At 66.5% G+C, this 22,057-nt stretch carries 1 protein-coding gene (cut by a window edge); it reads right to left on the bottom strand.

All coding sequences use genetic code 11. The features are described from left to right. Positions 1–22,057 carry the 5' portion of a non-ribosomal peptide synthase/polyketide synthase gene (locus PHO31112_RS16060; RefSeq protein WP_174995741.1) on the bottom strand. The gene continues 6,215 nt to the left of window position 1, outside the view, so the window shows 22,057 of its 28,272 coding nt (coding positions 1–22,057); its start codon is at positions 22,055–22,057; the stop codon falls past the left edge of the window.

Here is a 22,057-nt window from a genome sequence, read left to right as displayed (position 1 = left end):
CTGCGGCGCGTGCGACATAGCCGACAATCCGCGTCACCCCGTCGACGTCGCGCGCTAGAACCACCGCCTGACCGACGCCCGGTTGTGCGAGCAACGCCGCTTCGATCTCGCCCGGTTCGATACGGAAGCCGCGAATCTTGATCTGGTGATCGGTACGGCCGAGGTATTCCAACTGGCCGCCGGCGCGCCAGCGTACCCGGTCGCCCGTGCGATACAGGCGTGCGCCGCTTGCGCCGAACGGATCGGGTACGAAGCGATCGGCCGTCAGATCCGGACGATTCAGATATCCGCGCGCCAGCAAGTCGCCTCCGATCAGCAGTTCCCCGATAGCGCCGGCCGGCACCAACTGGAAGTCCGCGTCGACCACGTACAACGAGCGCTGCCCCAGCGGCACACCAATCGGCACCAGTGCCGGCAGCGTGTCGACATCGGGGGCGGAGGCATCGAACAGCGTCGCCGTCACCGCAGCTTCCGTCGGGCCATAGGTGTTCAGCAACCGCACGCCTGCGAAAGCGCGGCTGGCGCGCCATTGCCGCAACGTCTCCAGCGGCATGGCCTCGCCCATCGCATGCACTTCGCGAAGTCCGGCGAAAGCCGCGCCGTCGCCCAGTTCGCGCGTGACCATCTGCCAGTACGCTGTCGGCAGATCGGCCACGGTGATCCCGTGCTGCTCAACCTGCGAGCGGAATTCCGCCGCACTCCACACCGACGGGCCGCGCATCACGACCGTGCCGCCCAGACAGAGCGACGGCAGCAGTTGCTCGACGAACGGATCGAAGTTGATGGTCGAGAACTGAAGCACGCGATCGGCCGCGGTGATGCCGGCAAAGCGAGCCGAGACGTCGACATGACGCGCCAGCACGCCATGCGAAATCGCGACGCCCTTGGGCTTACCCGTAGACCCCGATGTGTGGATCACGTAGGCCAGTTGTTCCGGATGGACGCGCACGTCCGGTGCGGATACCGTCACGCCGTCGTGCGGATTCAGTTCCAGCGTGTCGACGCAGAGCACCGGCAACGCGACGTTCGCCGGCAACCGGTCGAGCACATCGGTGTGCGCGAGAATCGCGGCCAGATGGCTGTCGGTGACGATGTCCGCGAGTCGCGACGCCGGATAGTCCGGGTCGAGCGGCACGTAAGCCGCCCCCGACTTGAACACGGCGAGCACCGCGACGACGAGATCGAGCGAGCGTCGCATCGCGATGCCCACGCGAATTTCCTCGTGGCTCGAACAAGCGCTGAGCAGATGTTGCGCAAGCCGGTTGGCCTGTGTATCCAGTTCGCCGTAGGTCAGACGCGCGTTGTCCAGAATCACGGCGATGGCGTCCGGCGTGGCCGCGGCCTGTCGGGCAATCGTCTCATGCACCGGCGAGGCCTGTGTCTGTCCATCGTCGTTGCGTCCCCAGGCGAGCAACGTGTTCAACCCTTGCGCATCGTGCAGGGCGATATCACCGACGGCGCGATCCGGAGTCGCGGCGAAGCCGGACAGCAGGCGCACGTACTGCGCTGCCAGTTGCTCCGCACTCTGCGCGTCGAACAGTTCACGCACATAGTCGAGATCAGCGCGAATCGCACCCTCTGGCGATTCGCTGGTCGTCAGCGACAGTTCGAACTGCGCTTCGCCCATACCGAGCGCGAACGGCTCCACACGCACACCGGGCAATTGCGCCAGCGCCCGCGGGTCGTCGCGTTCATGGCTGAACATCACCTGGAACAGCGGTGTATGCGACAGGCTGCGTTCCAGTTGAAGGGCATCGACCAGCACGTCGAACGGCAGATCCTGATGCAGACGGGCTTGCCGGGCGCGTTCGTCGATCTGCGCGATCAACGCGGCGGCCGTCACACGCGAATCCAGTTGCGCGCGCAGCACCTGTGTATTGACGAACAGCCCGATCACACCGGACATCTCCGCACGCTCGCGATTGGCGACGGGCACACCGACGCGGATGTCGTCCTGTCCCGTATGACGATGCAGCAGCGCCTGGAACGCGGCGAGCAGCACCACGTAAGGCGTCGTGCCGAAGCGCCGGGCCAACGAACGCACGTCCGACGATACCGATGCCGGCATATCGAACGACACACGCGCCGCGTGATAGCCGCCGAGCGTCTGGCGTGTACGGTCCGTGGGCAAATCGAGCACCGGTTGCACATCGCCCGGTGCGCTGTCGAGCGCATCGCGCCACCAGGCCAGTTGCGCATCGCGCGCGCCACCGTCGAGCCAGTCACGCTGCCAAACGGCATAGTCGGCGTATTGCACCGGCAACGGCATCCAGTCTGGGGCTGCCCCCGTGAGGGCTGCGCGATAGGCGTCGACGAACTCACCCAGCAGAATGTCCATCGACCATCCGTCGGACACGATGTGATGCATGCCCACGACAAGCACATGCGCATCGTCGACCATGCTCACCACGCCCACGCGAAGCAACGGGCCGTTCACCAGATCGAATGGCGCCGACATCCATTGGGCTGCGAACTCGCGGGCGCTGGATTCGTCGCCTGCGCGATGCTCGAAGGCGCACGCGAGCGTGTCATGCACGATCTGGGTGGCCTCACCGCGTTCAGACATCGCGAACGTCGTGCGCAATGCCTCGTGCCGCTGAACGAGCCAGCCGAAAGCCTTGCGTGCGGCATCCACATCGAAGGCGCCGCGCATGAGCAAGGCGCCACCAACGTGATAGGCCGTGCTTTGCGGCTGCAACTGCCACAGGAACCACAGGCGTTGCTGCGCGTGCGACAGCGGCAGATGCGTACGATCGTCCAGACGAAGAATCGGGGCAACGGCCGTCTCGACCGGCAATTCGCGTGACGCGTCGGCCGCCGCAGCCAGTGCGGCCAGCGTCGTCGCTTCGAAGCACTGCCTTGCCGTGAGCGAGATGCCTGTCTGAGCGGCGCGTGCCGCGACCTTGAGAACAAGAATCGAATCGCCGCCGAGGTCGAAGAAGTTGTCGTCGCGGCCGATCTTCGCCACGCCGAGCAGATCCGACCAAATGGTTGCCAGGGCCAGTTGCGTCTCGCCTTCCGGCTCGGGACCACCTGCGTGCTGGGCTTCGGGGGCGGGCAGCGCGGCACGATCGAGCTTGCCGTTGGTGGTCAGCGGCAGCGCGGCGAGCACGCTCACGCTGGCGGGCACCATGTAATCAGGCAAATGCTGCGCCAACGCAGAGCGTACCGAGACGGCATCAAGCGTGCCGCTACCGCAGACATACGCGAGAAGACGAGCGCTTGAGACCTGACCGACGGCAATGACTGCGGCGTCCCTGACGCCCGGCACGCGCAGAAGCTGTGCTTCGATTTCACCCAGTTCGATGCGATATCCGCGAATCTTGACCTGCTGGTCGATGCGGCCGAGATAGACGAGTTCGCCCGCGTCAGTCCAGCTTGCCAGGTCGCCCGTGCGGTACAGACGTCCGCCGTCCTGCGCGAACGGATTCGGCACGAAGCGTTCGGCCGTGAGCGCCGCGCGCCCCAGATAGCCGCGCGCCAGTCCGGCACCGCTCACATGCAGCTCACCCTGCACGCCCACCGGTGCGAGCTCGCCCCACGCGTCGAGCACGTACAGGCCGAGGTCGCTGATCGGACGCCCCACCGGGCTGCGATCGGCGCCAACGTCCTGAGACGTCAGTTCGCGGGCGGTGACGTGGACGGTCGTTTCGGTGATGCCGTACATGTTGACCATCGCCGGCCCACGATCGCCGTAATGGGCGAACCACGGCGCGAGCGCGCGCACTTCCAGTGCCTCGCCACCGAAGATGACCGCGCGCAGGCGCAACCCGTCCTCATACATCGACGGCACCTGCAGCAGTTGGCGGAACGCCGACGGCGTCTGGTTCAACACCGTCACGCCTGCGTCGCGCAGCAAGACCGCAAACTCGGCGGGCGCACGCGACACCGCGTGCGGCACGATCACCAGCGTGCCGCCGTAGCAGAGCGCCCCAAAGATTTCCCACACCGAAAAGTCGAACGCGAATGAGTGGAACAGCGTCCACACGTCTTGCTCGCCAAACCCGAAGCGATCCTGCGTCTGGTCGAGCAAGCGCATGACGTTGGCATGCGTGAGCTGAGCGCCCTTCGGCTCGCCCGTCGAGCCCGACGTGTAGATGACATATGCGAGCTGACGCGGGTCGACCGTGACCGCCGGTGCGTCGGACGGCCATTCGTGCTCGTGCGAGGCGTCCTCGGCGATGTCGATGACCGGCAACCCTTCGGGCACCGGCAGCAGGTCGCGATCGACCGAGCGTGTCAGCAGGCAGCGTATGCCCGAGTCCGCCATCAGGTACGACAACCGCTCGGACGGATAGGCAGGATCGATCGGCACATAGGCCGCGCCGGCCTTGATCGTAGCGAGCATCGCCACGATCATCTGCGGCGAACGCGTCATACCGATGCCGATGCGCGCTTCGTGTCCGACACCCAGCGCCAGCAGACGTTGGGCGAGACGATTTGCCTGGGCGTCTAGCTCGCCGTAGGTGACGACGGTCTCGCCGTCACGCAACGCCGGAGCATTTGGCGCACGACGCGCATGCGCGGCGATCCGCTCGTGCAGGCAGAGCGCATTTTGTATCAACTCAGGCGACGCAAGCGATCGCGGGGCGCCAAGGGTAGCGATTTGCGCTGCGGCGTCTGCGGTCATGCGCAACGCGTCAGCGGCAGCCGTTGCGCCTTCACTCGACAGCGTGCGCAGGGTCTGAGCGAAGCGAGTCGCAAGCGCTGCGACTTCCGTCCGGGAGAACGCCTGCAAGCGGTAGCTCCAGCGAATGCGCCACTCCTCGCCCGGCACGACCGTGACGGCCAGCGGGTAGTGGGTGGATTCGTCGGTACTCGCGCCCGAGAGCGTCAGGCCATGCGACGACGCCTGCGCCAGCGCGCTGTCCACCGGGAAGTTCTCGAAGACGAATAACGTGTCGAACAGTGAGCCCGTTACGGGTGCTGCGCGCTGAATGTCATGCAGCGGCGTGTGTTCGAAATCTCCCGCCTGTGCGCGACGCGCCTGTAAGTCGCGCAGCCAGTCGCCGCAGGCATCACGCTGCGGACGGTGACTGACGACCGGTACCGTGTTGATGAACAGACCGACGACGGTCTCGATACCGGGCAGCGCCGCCGGCCGACCGGCGACGGTCGTGCCGAAGGCCACGTGAGCATGGCCCGTGGTCTGATGCAGCGTTAGCGCCCAGGCGCCCTGTGCGAGCGTGTTGACAGTGACGCGCTCACGCGCGGCGAAGGCGTTCAACTGACTGACGGTAGCGGCGTCGAGTGCCGTGACTTCCGTCGCGAAATCCTCGCGTGTCTGCGTGCCGGGCAACTCACGCGGCGCCAGACGGGTCGGGCTTTCCATCACGCCGAGCGTCTCCCGCCAGAATGCGGTCGCGCTGCCGGATGCGCCGTGGTTCTGCGCTTCCAACCATTCGACATAGTCGCGGAACGTCGCCGTGGGTGCCGCCACCGGTTCGCCGTGATAGTGGCGCATGACCTCGCCGATGAGTCGCGACGTGCTCCAGCCGTCGAGCAACAGGTGGTGACAGGTCCAGATCAGGTGGTACTTCGACGCCCCTGTTTTCACGAGGGCGACACGTTGCAACGGCGGTGTTGCGAGATCGAACGGTTGCTCGCGCTGCGCCAATGCAAGCGCATCGAGCGCGTCCGTCGCATCGCCCTGCGAAGTGCCGCGATGTGAAGCGCCACGATCGCTCCAGTCCTGATGCAGGAACGGCACGAGCGCCTTGCGAGCCACCCATTGCAGTAACGTGCTGCCGGTCGCGACGAAGCCGGTGCGCAGCATCGCATGACGCCCACACACGGTCTGCCACGACGCCTCGAAGCGCGCCGGGTCGAACCCGTCGATATCGACGCGCATCTGGTTCAGATACGCCCCGCCCTGCCCGTCGACCATGGCGTGAAACAGCAAGCCGGCCTGCATCGGGGCCAGCGGATACAGGTCGTCGACGTCGCGCCATGCCAGCGGCAGGCTCGCGAGCGTTGCATCGTCCAACGCCGCGAGCGGGAAGTCGCCGGACGTCACGCCAGCGGCGTTCTCGTCGAGGCAATGCCTGAGGATGGCCGACAGCTCGGCGTCGATGGCAGCGGCCAATGTCTCCACGTTCTGCTGTGAAAGACGTCGTGAACTGAACGACAACGCCACACTCAACTCGCCACCGACGACCTTGGCATCGATGCTGAGGTCGTGCGTCAGCGGCGTGTCCCCGGCGACGGTCTGGCCGAGGGATTCCCCGGCTTGCTGCCAGTCCTGCCCAAGTGCCCCGTCGAAGCGTCCCAGATAGTTGAAGACGACGCTCGGCACGGGCACGTCGGCGAGCATCTTGCGGGTCTCGTCGTCGCCCAGCCAGCGCATGACGCCAAAGCCGAGCCCGCGTTGCGGCACGGCGCGCAGCGACGACTTCGTGCGCAGAATCGCATCACGGATATCGCCGTGCGCCTGAACGGCGAACGGGTAAAGGCTCGTATGCCAGCCGACTGTGCGCGATAGATCGATGTCGTCGCTCCACGGCTCGCGGCCATGGCCTTCCAGCGCGATGACGTAGTCCGGCGCGTCGGCCCACGATTGCAAGGCACGGGCGACGGCGACGAGCAGCAGTTCGCCGGTCTGCGTGCGGTAGGCAACACCGGAATCTTGCAGAAGCTGTCGTGTGACGCCGTGGTCGAAGCGTCGTTCGACACGGGTCAGATCGGCGGCTATCGCGATCACGTCTGCGTCGGCGAGCGGCAGGTGCGTCGCGCCGCGAATCCCCGACCAGTACGGCAGTTCGGCGCGTTGTTCGTCGCGGGATGCGCCGTTTGTCAGGCGCTCGGCCCACGTACGGTAGCTCGTCCCCGCAGAGGTCAGTGCGGGCGCGCGTCCCGCACGCCATGCGTCGTACGCCGTGCGCAGATCGCCCAGCAGAATGCGCCAGGAGACGCCGTCGACCACGAGGTGATGGGCGCTCAGCAGCAGACGCTGGCTGGCGTCGGGCATTGTGATCAGCACGGCGCGCAGCACCGGGCCTTCCGTCAGATGAATACTGGCGTGGGCCTCGTTACCCATGACTGCGATGTCATCGGCGCTCGAAGCATTGCGCGTCCACAACAGGGCTTCCGCAGCCTCGCGGTCGAACGCCGCATACGACTGACGCCATCCACTCGCCGCAGCGGCATCCGGCGCGAACCGCATGCGCAGCGACGCGTGAATCGCCACGACGCTCGCCAGTGCCTGACGCAAAGCACCGGCTTCCAGCGGCTCGGCGGGCGTCAACAGCAAGGCCTGATGCCAGTGATGGACGTGATGCATGCCCGAGGCGAAGAACGCCTGCTGGATCGGCAGTAGCGGTACCTGGCCGGGGGCGTCGTCGGTCGTCACATGCACCGCGCCTGCGGCCTGGGCCTGCGTCGCCACGGCGGCAAGTGCGGCGAGCGTCGGTGCCGTGAAGAGTTGTTTCGGCGACACCGACAGGCCTGCCTGACGGGCGCGCGCCACGACTTGCAGACTCAGGATCGAGTCGCCGCCGAGGGCGAAGAAGTTGTCGTGACGCCCCACCTGCGGCACCGTGAGCACCGTTTGCCAAAGCTCGGCCAGCACGTGTTCTGTCTCGCCTTGCGGGGCTTCGAACGGCGCGCTCGCCGAGCCGGGGTCCGGCAGCGCCACGCGGTCGACCTTGCCGCCCGGCGTCAGCGGCAATGCGTCGAGCACCACGATGGTCTCCGGCACCATGTAGTCGGGCAGTACCTTCGCCAAGGCTTCGCGAAGACGCGCGCCGTCCACGGGCTGCGACAGCTCGTGTCCGACGTACGCGATCAGGCGAGCGCGTGCGCCTTCGGTACGAACGATGACGGCGGCTTCGCGCACGCCAGCCTGCGCCGTCAGAGCCGCCTCGATCTCACCCGGCTCGATCCGGTAGCCGCGCAGCTTGATCTGATGATCGATCCGGCCGAGGTAATCGAGTGTGCCGTCCTCGCGCCAGCGCACCAGATCGCCGGTGCGATACAGACGTGAACCGTCGCCAGCGAAGATATCCGGCACGAAACGTTCGGCGCTCAGTGCCGGGCGGTTCAGATAGCCGCGGGCGAGCAATTCACCGCCGATCAGCAGTTCGCCCGGCGCACCGCGCGGGACCAGCGTCAGATCCGGCGAGGCGACATACAGTCGGCGGCCCGGCAAGGCGTGCCCGATCGGCACGAACGCCGGGAGGGCCGGCAATGCGTCGACACCGATTTCGCCGGTATCGAAGACCGTCGCCGTGATCGTGGCTTCGGTGGGACCGTAAGTGTTGATGAGCGTAACCGGCGCCAGTGCGGCACTCTCGCGGGTGCGACGCAGCGCCTGCGCAGACATGGCCTCGCCCCCGGCGTGGAATTCGCGCAACGGAGCAAGGCTTTCCGAGCTTCGTGCGAGATCCTGCGTCAGCGCGTGCCAATAGGCCGTCGGCAAGTGCGCCACCGTCACGTCATGACGGCGTACGCGCGCCACGAATTCATCGCTCGACCAGACCTCCGGCCCACGCAACACGACAGTCGCCCCCACGCAGAGACTCGGGAAAAGCTGTTCGACGAACCCGTCGAAGTTGACCGTCGAGAATTGCAGCACCCGGTCAGCGGCGCTCAGTTTAGCGTAGGCAATCGTGGCGTCGACGTGGCGCGTAAGCGCGCCGTGCGAGATGGCTACGCCCTTCGGTACGCCCGTCGAGCCCGACGTATGGATGACATACGCGAGGTTGTCGCCGTGCAATACGACGTCCGGCGGTGCCAAACTCCCTTGTGTGAGCGCAGCGCCGTCGACATTGACGCGTTGCAGCCCATCGGCCAATGACAGCGACACTTCCACCTGCGACAACACCACGGACACACCGCTGTCGTCGATCATGTGTGCGATGCGGACCGCCGGATAGGCCGGATCGAGCGGCACGTAAGCCCCGCCTGCCTTCATCACGGCGAGTAGCGCCACCACCATGTCCAGGGACCGATGCATCGCGACGCCGACGAGTGCTTCAGGCGTCACGCCCAAGCCCGCCAGACGATGCGCCAGCCCATTGGCGGCGGCGTCGAGGGCGGCGAACGTGAGTGTCTGGTCGTCGAGCACGAGTGCGGTGCCGTCGGGCGTCAGCTTTGCCTGACGGGCGATGCGGACCGGCACCGTGTCAGTGACGAAGTTCGTCGCTTGCGCCAGGCCCGAGGCGATGAGCGCATCGGTCGCGTCAGCCTCCGGGGCCAGCGAGTCGGCCACCAGTGAACCGCTCGCGGGGGCGTCAGCCAATGCGCTCAACAGGCTCAGGTATTCGCGACGCAATTGCGCGGCGTACCCAGCCGAGCAGCGGCTGGCGTCGAAGCGCCAGCCCAGCGTTGGCCTGCCGCGCGTGGCGACGGTTAGGGTGACGGGATAGTTGGTGCGTTCCCAGCCCTGCACCTGTCCGACGCGCAGCGTGGCATCGCCGTCGAGCAGCCCGGCAGCCACCGGGTAATTCTCGAACACCATCAGGCTGTCGAACGGTGCGATGCCGTTCATCCCGAGCCATTGCTGGACAGAGGCGAGCGGCGTGTGCTCGTGTTCGCGCAGCGAGACGTTCTGTGCCTGCAGCGCGCGCAGCCATTCGCCGAGGTCATGCGACGGCTGCACCGCCACGAACAGTGGCAGCGAATTGATGCACAGGCCCAGCATCTCCTGCGCGCCGGGCAGCGAGGCCGGACGGCCGGACACCGTCACGCCGAACGTCACTTCCTGACGGAAGCTATGCTGCGAGATCAACATCGCCCAAGCGCCCTGCATCACGGTGTTGATCGTGACTTGATGGCGCTGCGCTGCTTCGACGAGCTTCGCGCCGAGTTCGCCGGGGAGGACGTCTTCGAACGTCAGGGCTTGTGCCGCAGCGTCGGGGGCGTCGGACGACGCGGAAGGCGCATAGGCGAGCAACTGTCCGCGTGCGGCAATGTCCCCGGCCTGCCCGACCCACCAGTCGCGCGAAGACGGCTGGCGTGCAATCCAGTCGACGTATCGGCTGTACGGGACAGCTGGCGTCACGCTCGCGCGCCGGTGATCATCGCCATCGCGCTCGCGCCGGTAGGTACCCACGACTTCGGCCATCAGCAACGCACTGCTCCATCCGTCGGTGATGGCGTGATGGGCCGTCCACACGAGATCCGCCGCGTTGTCGGGACGCAGAAAAACGTTGACGCGAAGTAGCGGCGCGCGCTCGACATCGAAGCCGGCACGCAGATCGCTCGCAAGCCATTGCGCGAAACTGGCTTCATGATCGGCTGCGTTCGCCAGCGGATCGGCGCCGCCCGTCGGCATTGGATGAACCGTGAACGGCAAGTCGGCGCGCGACTGCACGATCTGCAGGATCGGTCCGCCGTGACGCCAGGCAAAGCGCGTACGCAATGCGGCGTGGCGTGCGACGGCATATTCCCACGCAGTACGCAGCGCGTCGACGTCCAGCTCGCCGATCAGCGTCACACGCTTCTGTGTGATGTACATGCCTTCGCCGGGCAGCGAGAGGTCGTGATACAGCAAGCCCTGCTGCACCGCCGTGGCCGGATAGATGTCCTCCACACCGGACGCGTCGAGTGCCAGCCGCCGCCATTGCTCGGCATTGAGCGCCGCGCGCGGGAAGTCGCTGCGGGAGAAGATGCGCGCACGATCGCGGGTTACCTCGACGACGGCTTGCACCTGCGCATCAAAGTGCGCAATGCACTGCTCCACCTGCGTGGCGTCGAGCCTGTCGGGATCGTAGTCCCACGTGATCGACAGCGCGCCGTCCTGAATGCGCGCGTTCAGGTCCAGCGCAAACGGTGCCGGAGCGGGCGCCGCCATCTCTCCGCACGGTAGCGTCGACAGGGCAAACAGGCTGCCATTGGCCACCGCCTGATCGAGGTTGCCGAGGTAGTTGAAGCCGACCTGTGCGACGGGCAAGGTGGCAACCGCATTGCGCACTGCATCGCGGGCGTGCCACGCCAGAAGGCCCCAGTGCAGCCCCTTGTTCGGCACATCACGCAGTTTGTCTTTCGTAGCGATGAGCTGGTCGTCGAACGAGCCGGTGGACGGCAGACGCACCGGATAGCGGGTCGTGAACCAGCCGATCGTGGAACTCAGATCGAGATTGGCGTCTTCTCCGTGGCCCAGGGCCTCGCGACCGTGCCCCTCGACAGCGATGATCACGTCCGCGCAGCCGAAAGCATCGCCCAGCGAACGGGCGAGCACGCCCAGCAACGCCTCGTCCACTTGCAGGCCGAGGCTGCTGCGCGTTTGGGCGACCAGTTGCCGTGTTGATTGCGCGCCGAGCGACCAATGGCGTGTCCGACGGGGCTTGCCCTTCGACGCAGCGTCGAACAGCCGGCTCGCCCCGGTCAGTGCATCACGCCACCACGGCAACTCGTCGATGACCTCTGCCGATTCGGCGTGGGCCGCGGCTGCCTGCACCCACACGCTCCACGGCGTGCTATCCGGCAATTCGATGGCGCGCGACGCATGCGCCGCGTGGTAGCCGCGCTCCAGTTCGTCGAGCAGCACGCGCCACGACACGCCGTCGACGGCCAGATGATGGATCGTCACGAGCAGATAGGCACCCTCCGGCACCTGCATGAGGCTGGCCTTGAGCAGCGGCCCCTGCCCGATGTCGAGCGAACGGTGGACACGCGTGCCCTCGCGTTCGATGGCCGCGCGCCAGTCCGTCTCGCCACGAAGGTCCAGCGTTTCGAGCAGGTTGTGCGCGTCGACGGCAACGACTTGCTGCTGCCAGCCTGACGGCGAGCGTGTGAAACGAAGACGCAGCGCGTCGTGCGCCTGTACCACCGCGTCGAGTGCGCGGCGCAATGCAGCGGCGTCCGGCATCGTTGCGCTGTGCAGCAATACGGCCTGATTCCAGTGCGCCTCGCCATGCGGGTGACGTTCGAAGAATGTGGCCTGAATCGGCGTCAACGGCAGCGGTTCGCGAGACTCGATCCGCTTCTGCCGGGCCTGCATCGGCTCCGCCAGCAAGGCGAGCCGTTCGATGTCCGGCGCGTCGAAGATCTGTCGCGGGGTGAGCTTCAGCCCTGCCAGAGCGGCCTGAGCAATCACGCGCAGGCTCAGAATCGAATCGCCGCCGATCTCGAAGAAGTTGTCGGTCACGCCCACGTCGTCGCGGCCGAGCACCTCGCGCCAGATGTCGCGCAGCGCGGTCTGTACCGCACCGACCGGGGCCTGCCGCTCACGCGACGCCATCTCCTGCGGGACCGGCAATGCGGCGCGGTCTGTCTTGCCGTTCGGCATGACGGGCAGCGCGTCGAGGTGAACGAACACCGACGGCACCATGTGCCCCGGCAACTTGCGCTCCAGGGAACGGCGCAGCACCACGTCCGCCACGTCGCCGACGACATAGCCCGCAAGCCGGGCGCCCTCGCCCGCCCCCACCAGCGCCACGACGGCATCACGCACGCCGGGCACCTGACGCAGCACGGCGTCGATCTCGCCGAGTTCGATGCGCAGCCCGCGCAGCTTGACCTGCGCATCCAGACGACCGAGAAAATCGATGCGCCCATCGGCGCGGCGACGGCAAAGATCCCCGGTGCGGTACATCCGCGCACCATTGCCGATGAACGGGTCCGGCACGAACTTCTCGGCGCTCAACGCGGCGCGGCCCAGGTAACCGCGCGCCAGCGTGTGACCGGCGATGCAAAGCTCACCCAGTGCGTCGACAGGCGCCTCGTTCCCGTGCGGGTCGATCACGTAGACACGGCGCGACGGATACGGCACCCCGATGGAAACGATCGCGTGCTGCGTGTCGTCTTCGCACGTGCGCCGGAACATACAGGCCACGGTGGTTTCGGTCGGACCGTACAGGTTGTCCAACTGAATGCCCGAGAGCGGGCCGTCTTGCCACTGACGCAACGCGTCGCCCGGCAGGCCTTCGCCGCCAACGGTGATCTGACGCAGCGCGGCCAGTGCCTCACGCGACGGCGGATTGCGCAGCCACTGCTGCCAATAGGCGGTCGGAATGCGCGAGAACGTCACGCGCTCCTCGCTCAGGTGGCGGCTCATGGTTTGCAGATCCCACGCCTGCGGGCCGCGCATCTCGATTTGCCCGCCCTTGCATAGCGCCGGCAGCATCTCGTGCAGCGCCACATCGAAGTTGATCGTCGACGATTGCAACTGCTTGTCGTCTTCGGAGATCGCGTAAGTGCCGACGAAGTCGTCGACGTGCTGGCTCAATGCACCATGCGAGATCGCCACGCCCTTCGGCCGCCCCGTCGAGCCCGACGTGTAGATGACGTAAGCGAGTTGTTCGGGATGGACGTCATGACAAATCACGTCGGTCCCGACCAGGTCCAGCGTGTCGACCACGATGACTTCGTGTCCAGCGAGTACGTTGGCCACCGCCCGTGCGGTGGCGGCGTCGGCCAGCACAAGACGCACGCCTGCGTCTTCCATCATGAACGCCAGACGATCTGCGGGGTACGACGGGTCCAGCGGCACGAAGGCACCGCCTGCACGCAGCACACCCAGCAGTGCTGCCGTCATCCACGGGGAACGTTCGACACACAGGCCGACGCGTTCGTCGGCGCGAACGCCGGCGGCGGCAAGCGCCACGGCAATGCCGTTGGAGGCGGCGTCCAGCTCCCTATACGACCACCGCACGCCTTCGCAATGGATCGACGGGCGTTGCGGCGTGGCCCATGCCTGCGCAGCGATGCGATGCATCACCGGTTCGAATTCGTGCCGGGTGAGCGGCGTCGGTGCGATCTGGACCGCCAGCGTGATCGCGCCGACGTGCTGCAACGCAGTCTGCGCCGGACGGGACAGTTGATCGAGAATCGCCCGCAGGTCGTCCTGCAACTGGCGAAGTGTGCGCGGATCGAGGCGCGACGCCTTCGCTTTCCAGCGCAGCGTCAGCGTATCGCCGGGCAGGACCGCGAGCACCAGCGGGTAATGGGTCTGCTCCGTCGTGGCGAAGGCCGCGAGCGAAAGCGACGCGTCGTCGGCACGCACGGCCGCATCGATCGGGTAGTTCTCGAACACGACGAGGGTGTCGAACAGCGCCTCGGCGGCACGGCCGGTCCACTGCTGCACCTGACGCAATGGCGTGGTCTCGACAGCGCGCAATGCCGTGCCCCGCTGCTGCACGTCCTGAAGCCAGTCCGCGACGGTCGAGGCGGCCGGCACGTCGACCCACATCGGCAAACTGTTGATGAAGAGGCCCAGCGTGCGGTCGATGCCGGGCAGATCGTTTTCCCGGCCCGACACGGTGACGCCGAAGGCGGCCTGCGTCCGGTTGCCATAGCGCGAGGTCAGCATCGCCCACGCAGCCTGGACCATCGTGTTGAGCGTGACGCGATAACGACGTGCCGCGTCGCGAAGACGTTGATCCAGTGCGCTGTCGAGCACGTCGTCGACTTGCAGCAACGTGCCCGATGCTGCGTCGTACCCCACCGGGCCGGCGGGCAGGCTCGCCACGAGCGTTGCCGGCTCGTCCAGCGACTGCATGCGCGTATGCCAGTAATCGGCGTGATCGGTCTGCGTGTCGAGCCAGCGAACATACTCGCCGTACTGCGGCGTAGCGCCAGCGTCGGACAACGGTTCACCGCGATAGATCGCCAGCACCTCGGCAAGCAACTGCGCGGCGCTCCAGCCGTCGAGCAACACATGGTGGTCCGTCCAGACGAGATCGGTCAGGCCGTCGGGCCGAGCAAACAGATTCACACGTAGCAGCGGCGCTACGGCAAGATCGAATCCTTGTGCGAGGTCGTCTGCCAGCCAGGCATGCAGACGCGCGTCGTAAGTCGCTTGCGGACCGGCTGACCAGTCGTGACGCGTGTACGGAAGCACCACGTGGCGCGAAACGACTTGCATGGCGTCGCCGCCGTGCGCCCAGCTAAAGTGCGTGCGCAGGATGGCGTGACGTGCCATCACCTGCGTCCAGGCGTCGCGCATGCGCTCGTGATCGAGCGTGCCGCGCAACGTCAGACGTTTCTGGTTGACATAGACCCCGCGCCCCGACTGCATGAGGCTGTGGAACAGAAGCCCGCTTTGCAACGGCGTTGCCGGATACGTTGCTTCGATGTTGGCGTCGCCGGGGGCGTGCGACGTTGCCGACGTTGCGGATGTTGCGAATGGCGGCGTGACCTCGCCTACCGGCCGGGTCGTGGCCTCGATGGGTTGCGCCAGCGTGGCGAGCGTGGCGACAGTTTGCGCTTCGAATAACTGGCGTGCGGTGATCTTCCAGCCCTGACGCGCCAGGGCGGACACGATCTGCAAGCTGAGGATCGAGTCGCCGCCGATTTCGAAGAAATTGTCGTGGCGGCCGATGTGCTCGATCTGCAGCACCGATTGCCATGCCGCCGCGACAGCCTGCTCGGCGGGGGAAACCGGCGCTTCGAACGCGATGCGGCCCGACCGGCTCGTCACCGGATAATTCCCTTCGCCGGTGTCATCGTTGCCGCGATGAAGCGACAAGCTGGCAAACGCGTCGGCCATCGGCGGCATGATGCTGCCATCGGCATTGCGAAGCGTCACATGCCCCACGGCGACGGATGGATCACCTGCCAACGCCTCGCAGAAGTTCACGAAGTGAGCCGCCCAACGTGCGACGGTCGTTTCATCGAAGATCTCGCGCGCATAGGTCATCGCGGCGCTCACCGAACCGTCGGCGGCCTCCTCTGTGTCCAGCGTCAGTTCGAATTGGGCATTGCGGCCCGCGATATCGATACGCGAGACCTTCAGGCCGTCGAGCGCGTCGAACACCCGATGGTCGGGCTGGCGGTGGTTCAGCACCACCTGGAAGATGGGGGTATGCTGAAGGTTTCGCTCCGGTTGCAGGGCATCGACAAGCACGTCGAACGGCAAGTCCTGATGCGCCTGCGCGCCGGCCGCGTGAGCCCGCACCGTATGCAGCAGCGAGCCAAGCGACTGGCTCCGCCCGACCTGCGCCTGCATGACCTGCGTGTTCACGAAGCAGCCCAGCACGTTGCTTACTTCCGCGCGATCACGGCCCGCAACGGGCACCCCGACGCGAATGTCGCGCTGGCCGGAGTGCCGGTACAGCGTGGCCATGTAGGCGGTGAGCAAGGCGACGAAGAGCGTGCTGTCGTGACGTTGGGCGATCGCGCGCAGTTGCGCGGTCAGCGCGGCGGGCAGCACGAACGTATGCCGCGCGGCCGTGTAGTCGGCCAGTGCCTGACGTTCGCGATCCGCCGGCAACGCCAGCACCGGATGCTGTTCCCCCAGCACGGCACGCCACCAGGACAGTTGACGCTCGCGTTCCCCCGCATCGAGCCAGCGGCGTTGCCATACGGCATAGTCCGCGTACTGAACCGGCAATACCGGCAGCGCGGCGGTCGTGCTGTCCAGATTCGCCCGGTAGCAAGTCACGAACTCGTCGAGCATGCGGTCGATGGACCAGCCGTCCGAGATGATGTGGTGCATCGATACGAGCAGATGGTGCGCGTCGGCACCCAGCTTCACGATGGCTACGCGCAGCAGCGGTCCTTGCGAGAGATCGAACGTCTCGCGTGCGAACGACTCTGCCAGCGCGGCAGCCTCGGCTTCGGGGGTGTCCGTCTGCGACACATCGTGATGGCGTATGGCCACCGGCATCGCATCATGTACGATCTGGCGCGCGGCAACGGGACCGTTCGGCTCGCCCTCGCCTTCGATTTCTCCCTGAGCAAACGTGACACGCAGCGATTCATGGCGCGCGACGAGCATATCGAAGGCAAGCTGCATGGCCCGCTTGGCGCTGCCATCGAGCGCGCCTCGCAGGCACAACCCGCCCGCGATGTGGTACGCCGAGCTGTCCGGTTGCAGATGCCACAGGAACCACAGGCGTCGCTGGGCGTATGACAGCGGCAACGCGCCTCCGTCGGCTCGCGCCAGCGGTACGAGTGCGGGCCGGGCAACCTCATTCGCCTCGCCCGTGGCACCCTCTGCGCTATCGAGAGCCTCCGCCAGTTCCGCCAGGCTCTGATGTTCAAACAGATGGCGCGCAGAGAGGGTAAGGCCTGCGAGCGTTGCACGATTGACAACCTTCAGCGTCAGCAGCGAGTCGCCGCCGATGGCGAAGAAATTGTCGTGACGCCCCACCGACGGCACGCCCAACACCTCCTGCCAGACTTGCGCCAGCGCGGCTTCGGTTCCCTCGCGAGGGGTTGCGTCGGCACCGTGTCCGAGTTCGGGCGCGGGTAACGCACGGCGGTCCACCTTGCCGTTGGCCGTCAGCGGGAACACCGGCATGACGACGATGGCTTTGGGCACCATGTAGTCGGGCAGCACGGCGCCCAGCGCTGCGCGTAGCGCCGGTACGTGCGCCTCGCCCGCGACGTGGGCGATCAGACGGGCGCCGCCCGGTCCTTCCTGCACGCTCGCCACCGCGCCGTGAACGCCCGGCTGGGCGAGCAGTTGCGCCTCGATCTCGCCTAGTTCGATGCGAAAACCACGAATCTTGACCTGATGGTCGATGCGACCGAGATAATCGAGCTCGCCGTCGGCACGCCAGCGGGCGAGATCGCCCGTCCGATACAGTCGGCCGCCGTCTCCGGCAAAGCCGTTCGGGATGAAACGTTGTGCGCTCAGGGCTGCGCGATGCCAATAGCCACGCGCGAGACCCGCACCGCTCACGTGCAACTCGCCGGGAACGCCGATCGGCGCCAGTTCGCCTTCGCTGTCGAGCACGTACAGGCCAAGGTCGACGATGGCGCGCCCCACGGGGCTGCGCGTCACGGTCAGATCGTGCTGCGTGATCTGGCGAAACGTCACGTGAACGGTCGTCTCCGTGATGCCGTACATGTTGATCATGCGCGGATGCGCATCGCCGAAGCGATCGAACCACGGCCGCAGCGTCTGCGGCTCCAGCGCTTCGCCGCCGAACACGACGACGCGCAACGCCAGATCGTCAGCCTCCGCCAGCGCCGGGACTTGCAGCAGTTGCCGGAATGCCGACGGGGTCTGGTTGAGCACCGTCACGCGTTCACGGCGCAACAGCGTCAAAAAGTCGTCCGCTGCGCGGCTGACGAGGTACGGCACGACGACCAACCGCCCGCCGTAACACAGCGCACCGAAGATTTCCCACACCGAGAAGTCGAACGCGTACGAGTGGAACAGCGTCCACACGTCCTGCGTGCCGAAGGTGAAGCCCCCATCCGTGGCGTCCAGCAGACGCCCGACGTTCGCATGCGTGACCAGCGCGCCCTTCGGTTTGCCGGTCGAACCCGACGTATAGATGATGTACGCCAGATGCGACGGGAGCACAGGGACGTCCGGGTTGTGCAGCGTCGCACCGTTCGCCCCGTTGGCTTCGGTCGCGTATTCGTCGAGCAGCAGCGTCTCGACGCCGTCCGGCACGGGCAGCGCATCACGCAGATGCTCGCGGGTCAGCAGCACCGCCATGCCGCTGTCCGACATCAGGAAACTCAGACGCTCGGCCGGGTACTGCGGATCGAGCGGCACGTACGCGCCACCGGCCTTGAGCACCGCCAGAATCGCAACGACCGTCTCCGGCGAGCGCTCCAGCGCGATACCGACGCGTGCCTCCAGCCCGACACCATGCGCCATCAGCGTGTGCGCCAGCTCGTTCGCACGAGCATTCAGTTCGCTGTAGGTCATACGGGTGTCTTCGAACGTCACCGCCACGGCATCCGGCGTTTGCGCGGCGTGCGATTCGATACGTCGATGCAACGGCAGACCCGGTGATACCGGCCGGTTCTCGTTCCACTGCATGAGCAGGTCCTGCTCGTCCTGGTCGATCAGGGCGAGTTCTCGCACGGTCTTTCCCGAGTGCTGAGTCAGCGCTTGCAAGGCATTGCACAGATGGGACGCGAGACGAGCGACGGTCGATGCGTCGAAGATATTCGCGTCATAACGGATTCTGGGCGTGAGACGACCATCGGCAAATGCCTGCACGTCAAGCGTGAGGTCGAACTGTGCCGCACTTGCATCGACGGTGTGGCGCGTGGCAGCCATTTCCGGCCAGCGCGCGAGCGAACGCTCGTCTTGCTGGACATGGTTGTACATCACCTGAAACAGCGGCGTCTGGCCGAGGCTGCGATGCGGCGCGAGCGCGTCGAGCAGCACATCGAACGGCAGATCCTGATGCCGCTGCGCTTCGAGCGCCGTCTCGCGCACCTGTGAGAGCAGGCCCGACAACGTGCCCGAGGGCTGAACGTCGAGCTTCATGACCACCGTGTTGACGAACAGGCCCATGAGCGGTGCGGTGCCGTCATGCTGCCGATTGGCCACCGCCATGCCGATGCGCACGTCGTCACTTGCCGTGTGACGGCGCAGCACGAGCCCCAGCGCCGCGAGGATCAGCATGGACGGCGTCACGCCGTGCGTTGCTGCCGCATCGGCTAGCGCCGACTGCACTGCGGGCGGGAAGTCGAACGCGTGCGTAGCCGCGCGGCGCTGGGCATTGCCCGTGCGCGTGCGATCACCGAGAATGGCCGCGGCCGGCTCGTCACCCAGGCGCGCGCACCAGTACGCCAGCGCCCGCGTGCGCGATTCGTGATCACGCTGGGCTCGCTGCCAGACGGCGAAGTCGGTGTATTTGAGATGGCTTTCGGTCTGCATCGAAGGCGCGTCGCCAGCCAGACAGGCACGGTAGTCGTCGGCCAGCGTGTCGACGAAACCTTGCATCGACCATGCATCGCACACGATGTGATGGAGGGCCACGACAAGATGCGCCCGATCATCCGGCGCGGTGAACAACGCGGCGCGCATCAGCGGTCCGCGCAGAAGATCGAACGGCGCGTCGATCCATGCCTGTGCGGCGGTGTCGATGGCATGGGCGTCGTCGAGCGCTGTCTGAGTCAGTTCAAAACGGGACGCAACGCTGGCATCGGCCACGCGCTGCACCGGCTCGCCCTGCGCGTCGGTACCGAAAGTCGTGCGCAACGCCGCGTGACGGGCGATGGCGGCGCGCAGTGCGGCCTGCAATGCCGAAGCATCGGGCTGAGCGCCGAACGTCAGCATGCCGCCCACGTGATACGCCGTGTCCGAGGCATCGAGGTTCCACAGGAACCAGAGACGATGCTGCGAGTGTGTGAGAGGCGCTACCTCGTCGTATGCCGCATTGCGGGCCATCGGCGCGACGACGGCCAACGCGTTCGTCTGAGCGGCTGCCCCCTGACGTTGCGCGACGGTCAGCGCGGCATCGCGCAGCCTGGCTTGCTCGAAGACGTCGCGCACATCGAACGGCACGTTGAATGCCGCTTGCACATGTGCGGCCAGTTGCACGGCCTGAATCGAGTTGCCGCCGAGACGGAAGAAGTGGGCATTCGGCGCATTCGCCGGATCGACCTGACGGCCCAGAACGTCTGCCCAAATCTCGGCAAGACGCGACGAAACCTCATCGGCGGCGTCGGCTTGCGAAGGGGCCTGCCCCGTTGCCGGGGCCGCGAGCGGTTCACCGGTGGGTGACGAACCGTAGGCTTCGTCAAATGTGCCGTCGGTGTACACGGCCCAGGCGTCGAGCGTGCGCTCGCGCCAGCCGCGTGCTGCCGCCGAGCGTTGCAGCTTGCCGCTCGACGTCTTCGGCAGTCCGCCAGGATGGAGCAGCACCACAACGCCCAGCGCCTCGCCGAAGCGAGGCGCGACGACTGCGTCGAGTTCGTCGACGATCTGTGCGGGTGTCAGCAACTTCTGCGTGCGGCGCGACACTTCCGCCGCCAGGCCGATGCTTTCCCGGCCGTTGATCTCCACCGGAAACGCCGACACGCGGCCCGCGCGCACGATGTCGAGTTCCGCTTCGACCGCTTGCTCGACGTCCTGCGGATAGACGTTCTGGCCCCGCACGATGATCAGGTCCTTCACGCGGCCGGTCACGTACAGATGCTCGCCGTGCGTCATGCCCAGATCGCCGGTGCGTAGCCAGCGACGCCCGTCGTCTTCGACGAACGTCGCGGCGCTCGCCGCCGGATTGCGCCAGTAGCCCGCCGTTACGCTCGGGCCGTTGAAACGGATTTCACCGATCTCGCCGTCGCCAAGCGTTTTCCCACTGGTCGGATCGATAATCCGCACCTCGTGCCCCTGCGGGGCCTTGCCGCAACTCACGAGTTGCTTCGGGTCGCCATCGGTACCGTCCACGCCCAGCGACGACATGCCATGCGAGCGCGTGACGCCGGTCACGAGCAACGTTGCCTCGGCCAGCCCGTAGCACGGATATACCGCGCCCGGATCGAAACCCCAGGCGCTGAATCGTTCGACGAATTCGCACAGCGTGTCGTGACGCACCGGCTCGGAGCCCGAGAACGCCACTCGCCAGCCGGACAGATCAAGGCCCTCCATCTGCGCATCGCGCACGCGTTCGGTCAGCAGCCGATACGAAAAATCGGGCCCGCCGGAGATCGTTCCGCCGTGATGCGAAATCGCTTCGAGCCACCGGATCGGCTGCTCGAGGAAATGGTTCGGCGACATCAGCACGAGCGGAATGCCGGTGTAGACCGGCTGGAGCATCGTGCCTATCATGCCCATGTCGTGCGGCAGCGGCAGCCAGCTCACGAAGACGTCGGACGCCGTGACGCCCAGCCGTTCCTGAATGGCTACCTCGTTGGCGATCAGATTGCCGTGCGTGACTATCACGCCCTTGGGCGTCGAGGTCGATCCCGACGTGTACTGCAGGAACGCGATGTCGTCCGCCGTCAGGTCGATGACGATGCGCTCGGCCGCCACCGGGGCGACCGAGTCGTCGATGACGATCAGCTCCGCCGTCTCACCGTAAAGGTCCAGCAGGGAGCGCGCAATCTGCTCGTGTTCCGGAGTGACGAGCACCCAGCGGGCCTGAGCGTCGGCGAGCATGACGCGCAGGCGCTCCGCGTAGGCGTCGCGCGTGCGCCCCGGCGCGAACGCAGGCACGGCGAGCACGCCCGCGTACAGACAGCCGAAGAATGCCGTGAAATACGACAGGCCGCTGTCCATGAGCAGAATCGCCCGCTCGCCCTTGAGCGCGCCGCTGCCGAGCCGATGCGCCAGCGCGTTCGCACGTTGGTCGAGCTCGGCGTAGCCATGCGATGTCTCGCCACCGCTTTGCACACAGATCAGCGCGGTGTCGTTCGGGCGTTCGATTGCGAGCGATTGCAGTCGCTCAACCATGTGCTTGGGAGTCTTGGACAT

It is taken from the genome of Pandoraea horticolens (assembly GCF_902459555.1).
GTDB lineage: Bacteria > Pseudomonadota > Gammaproteobacteria > Burkholderiales > Burkholderiaceae > Pandoraea > Pandoraea horticolens.
Note: the sequence above shows the minus strand (reverse complement) of the source record. Positions and strands in the feature narration are given on the sequence as shown.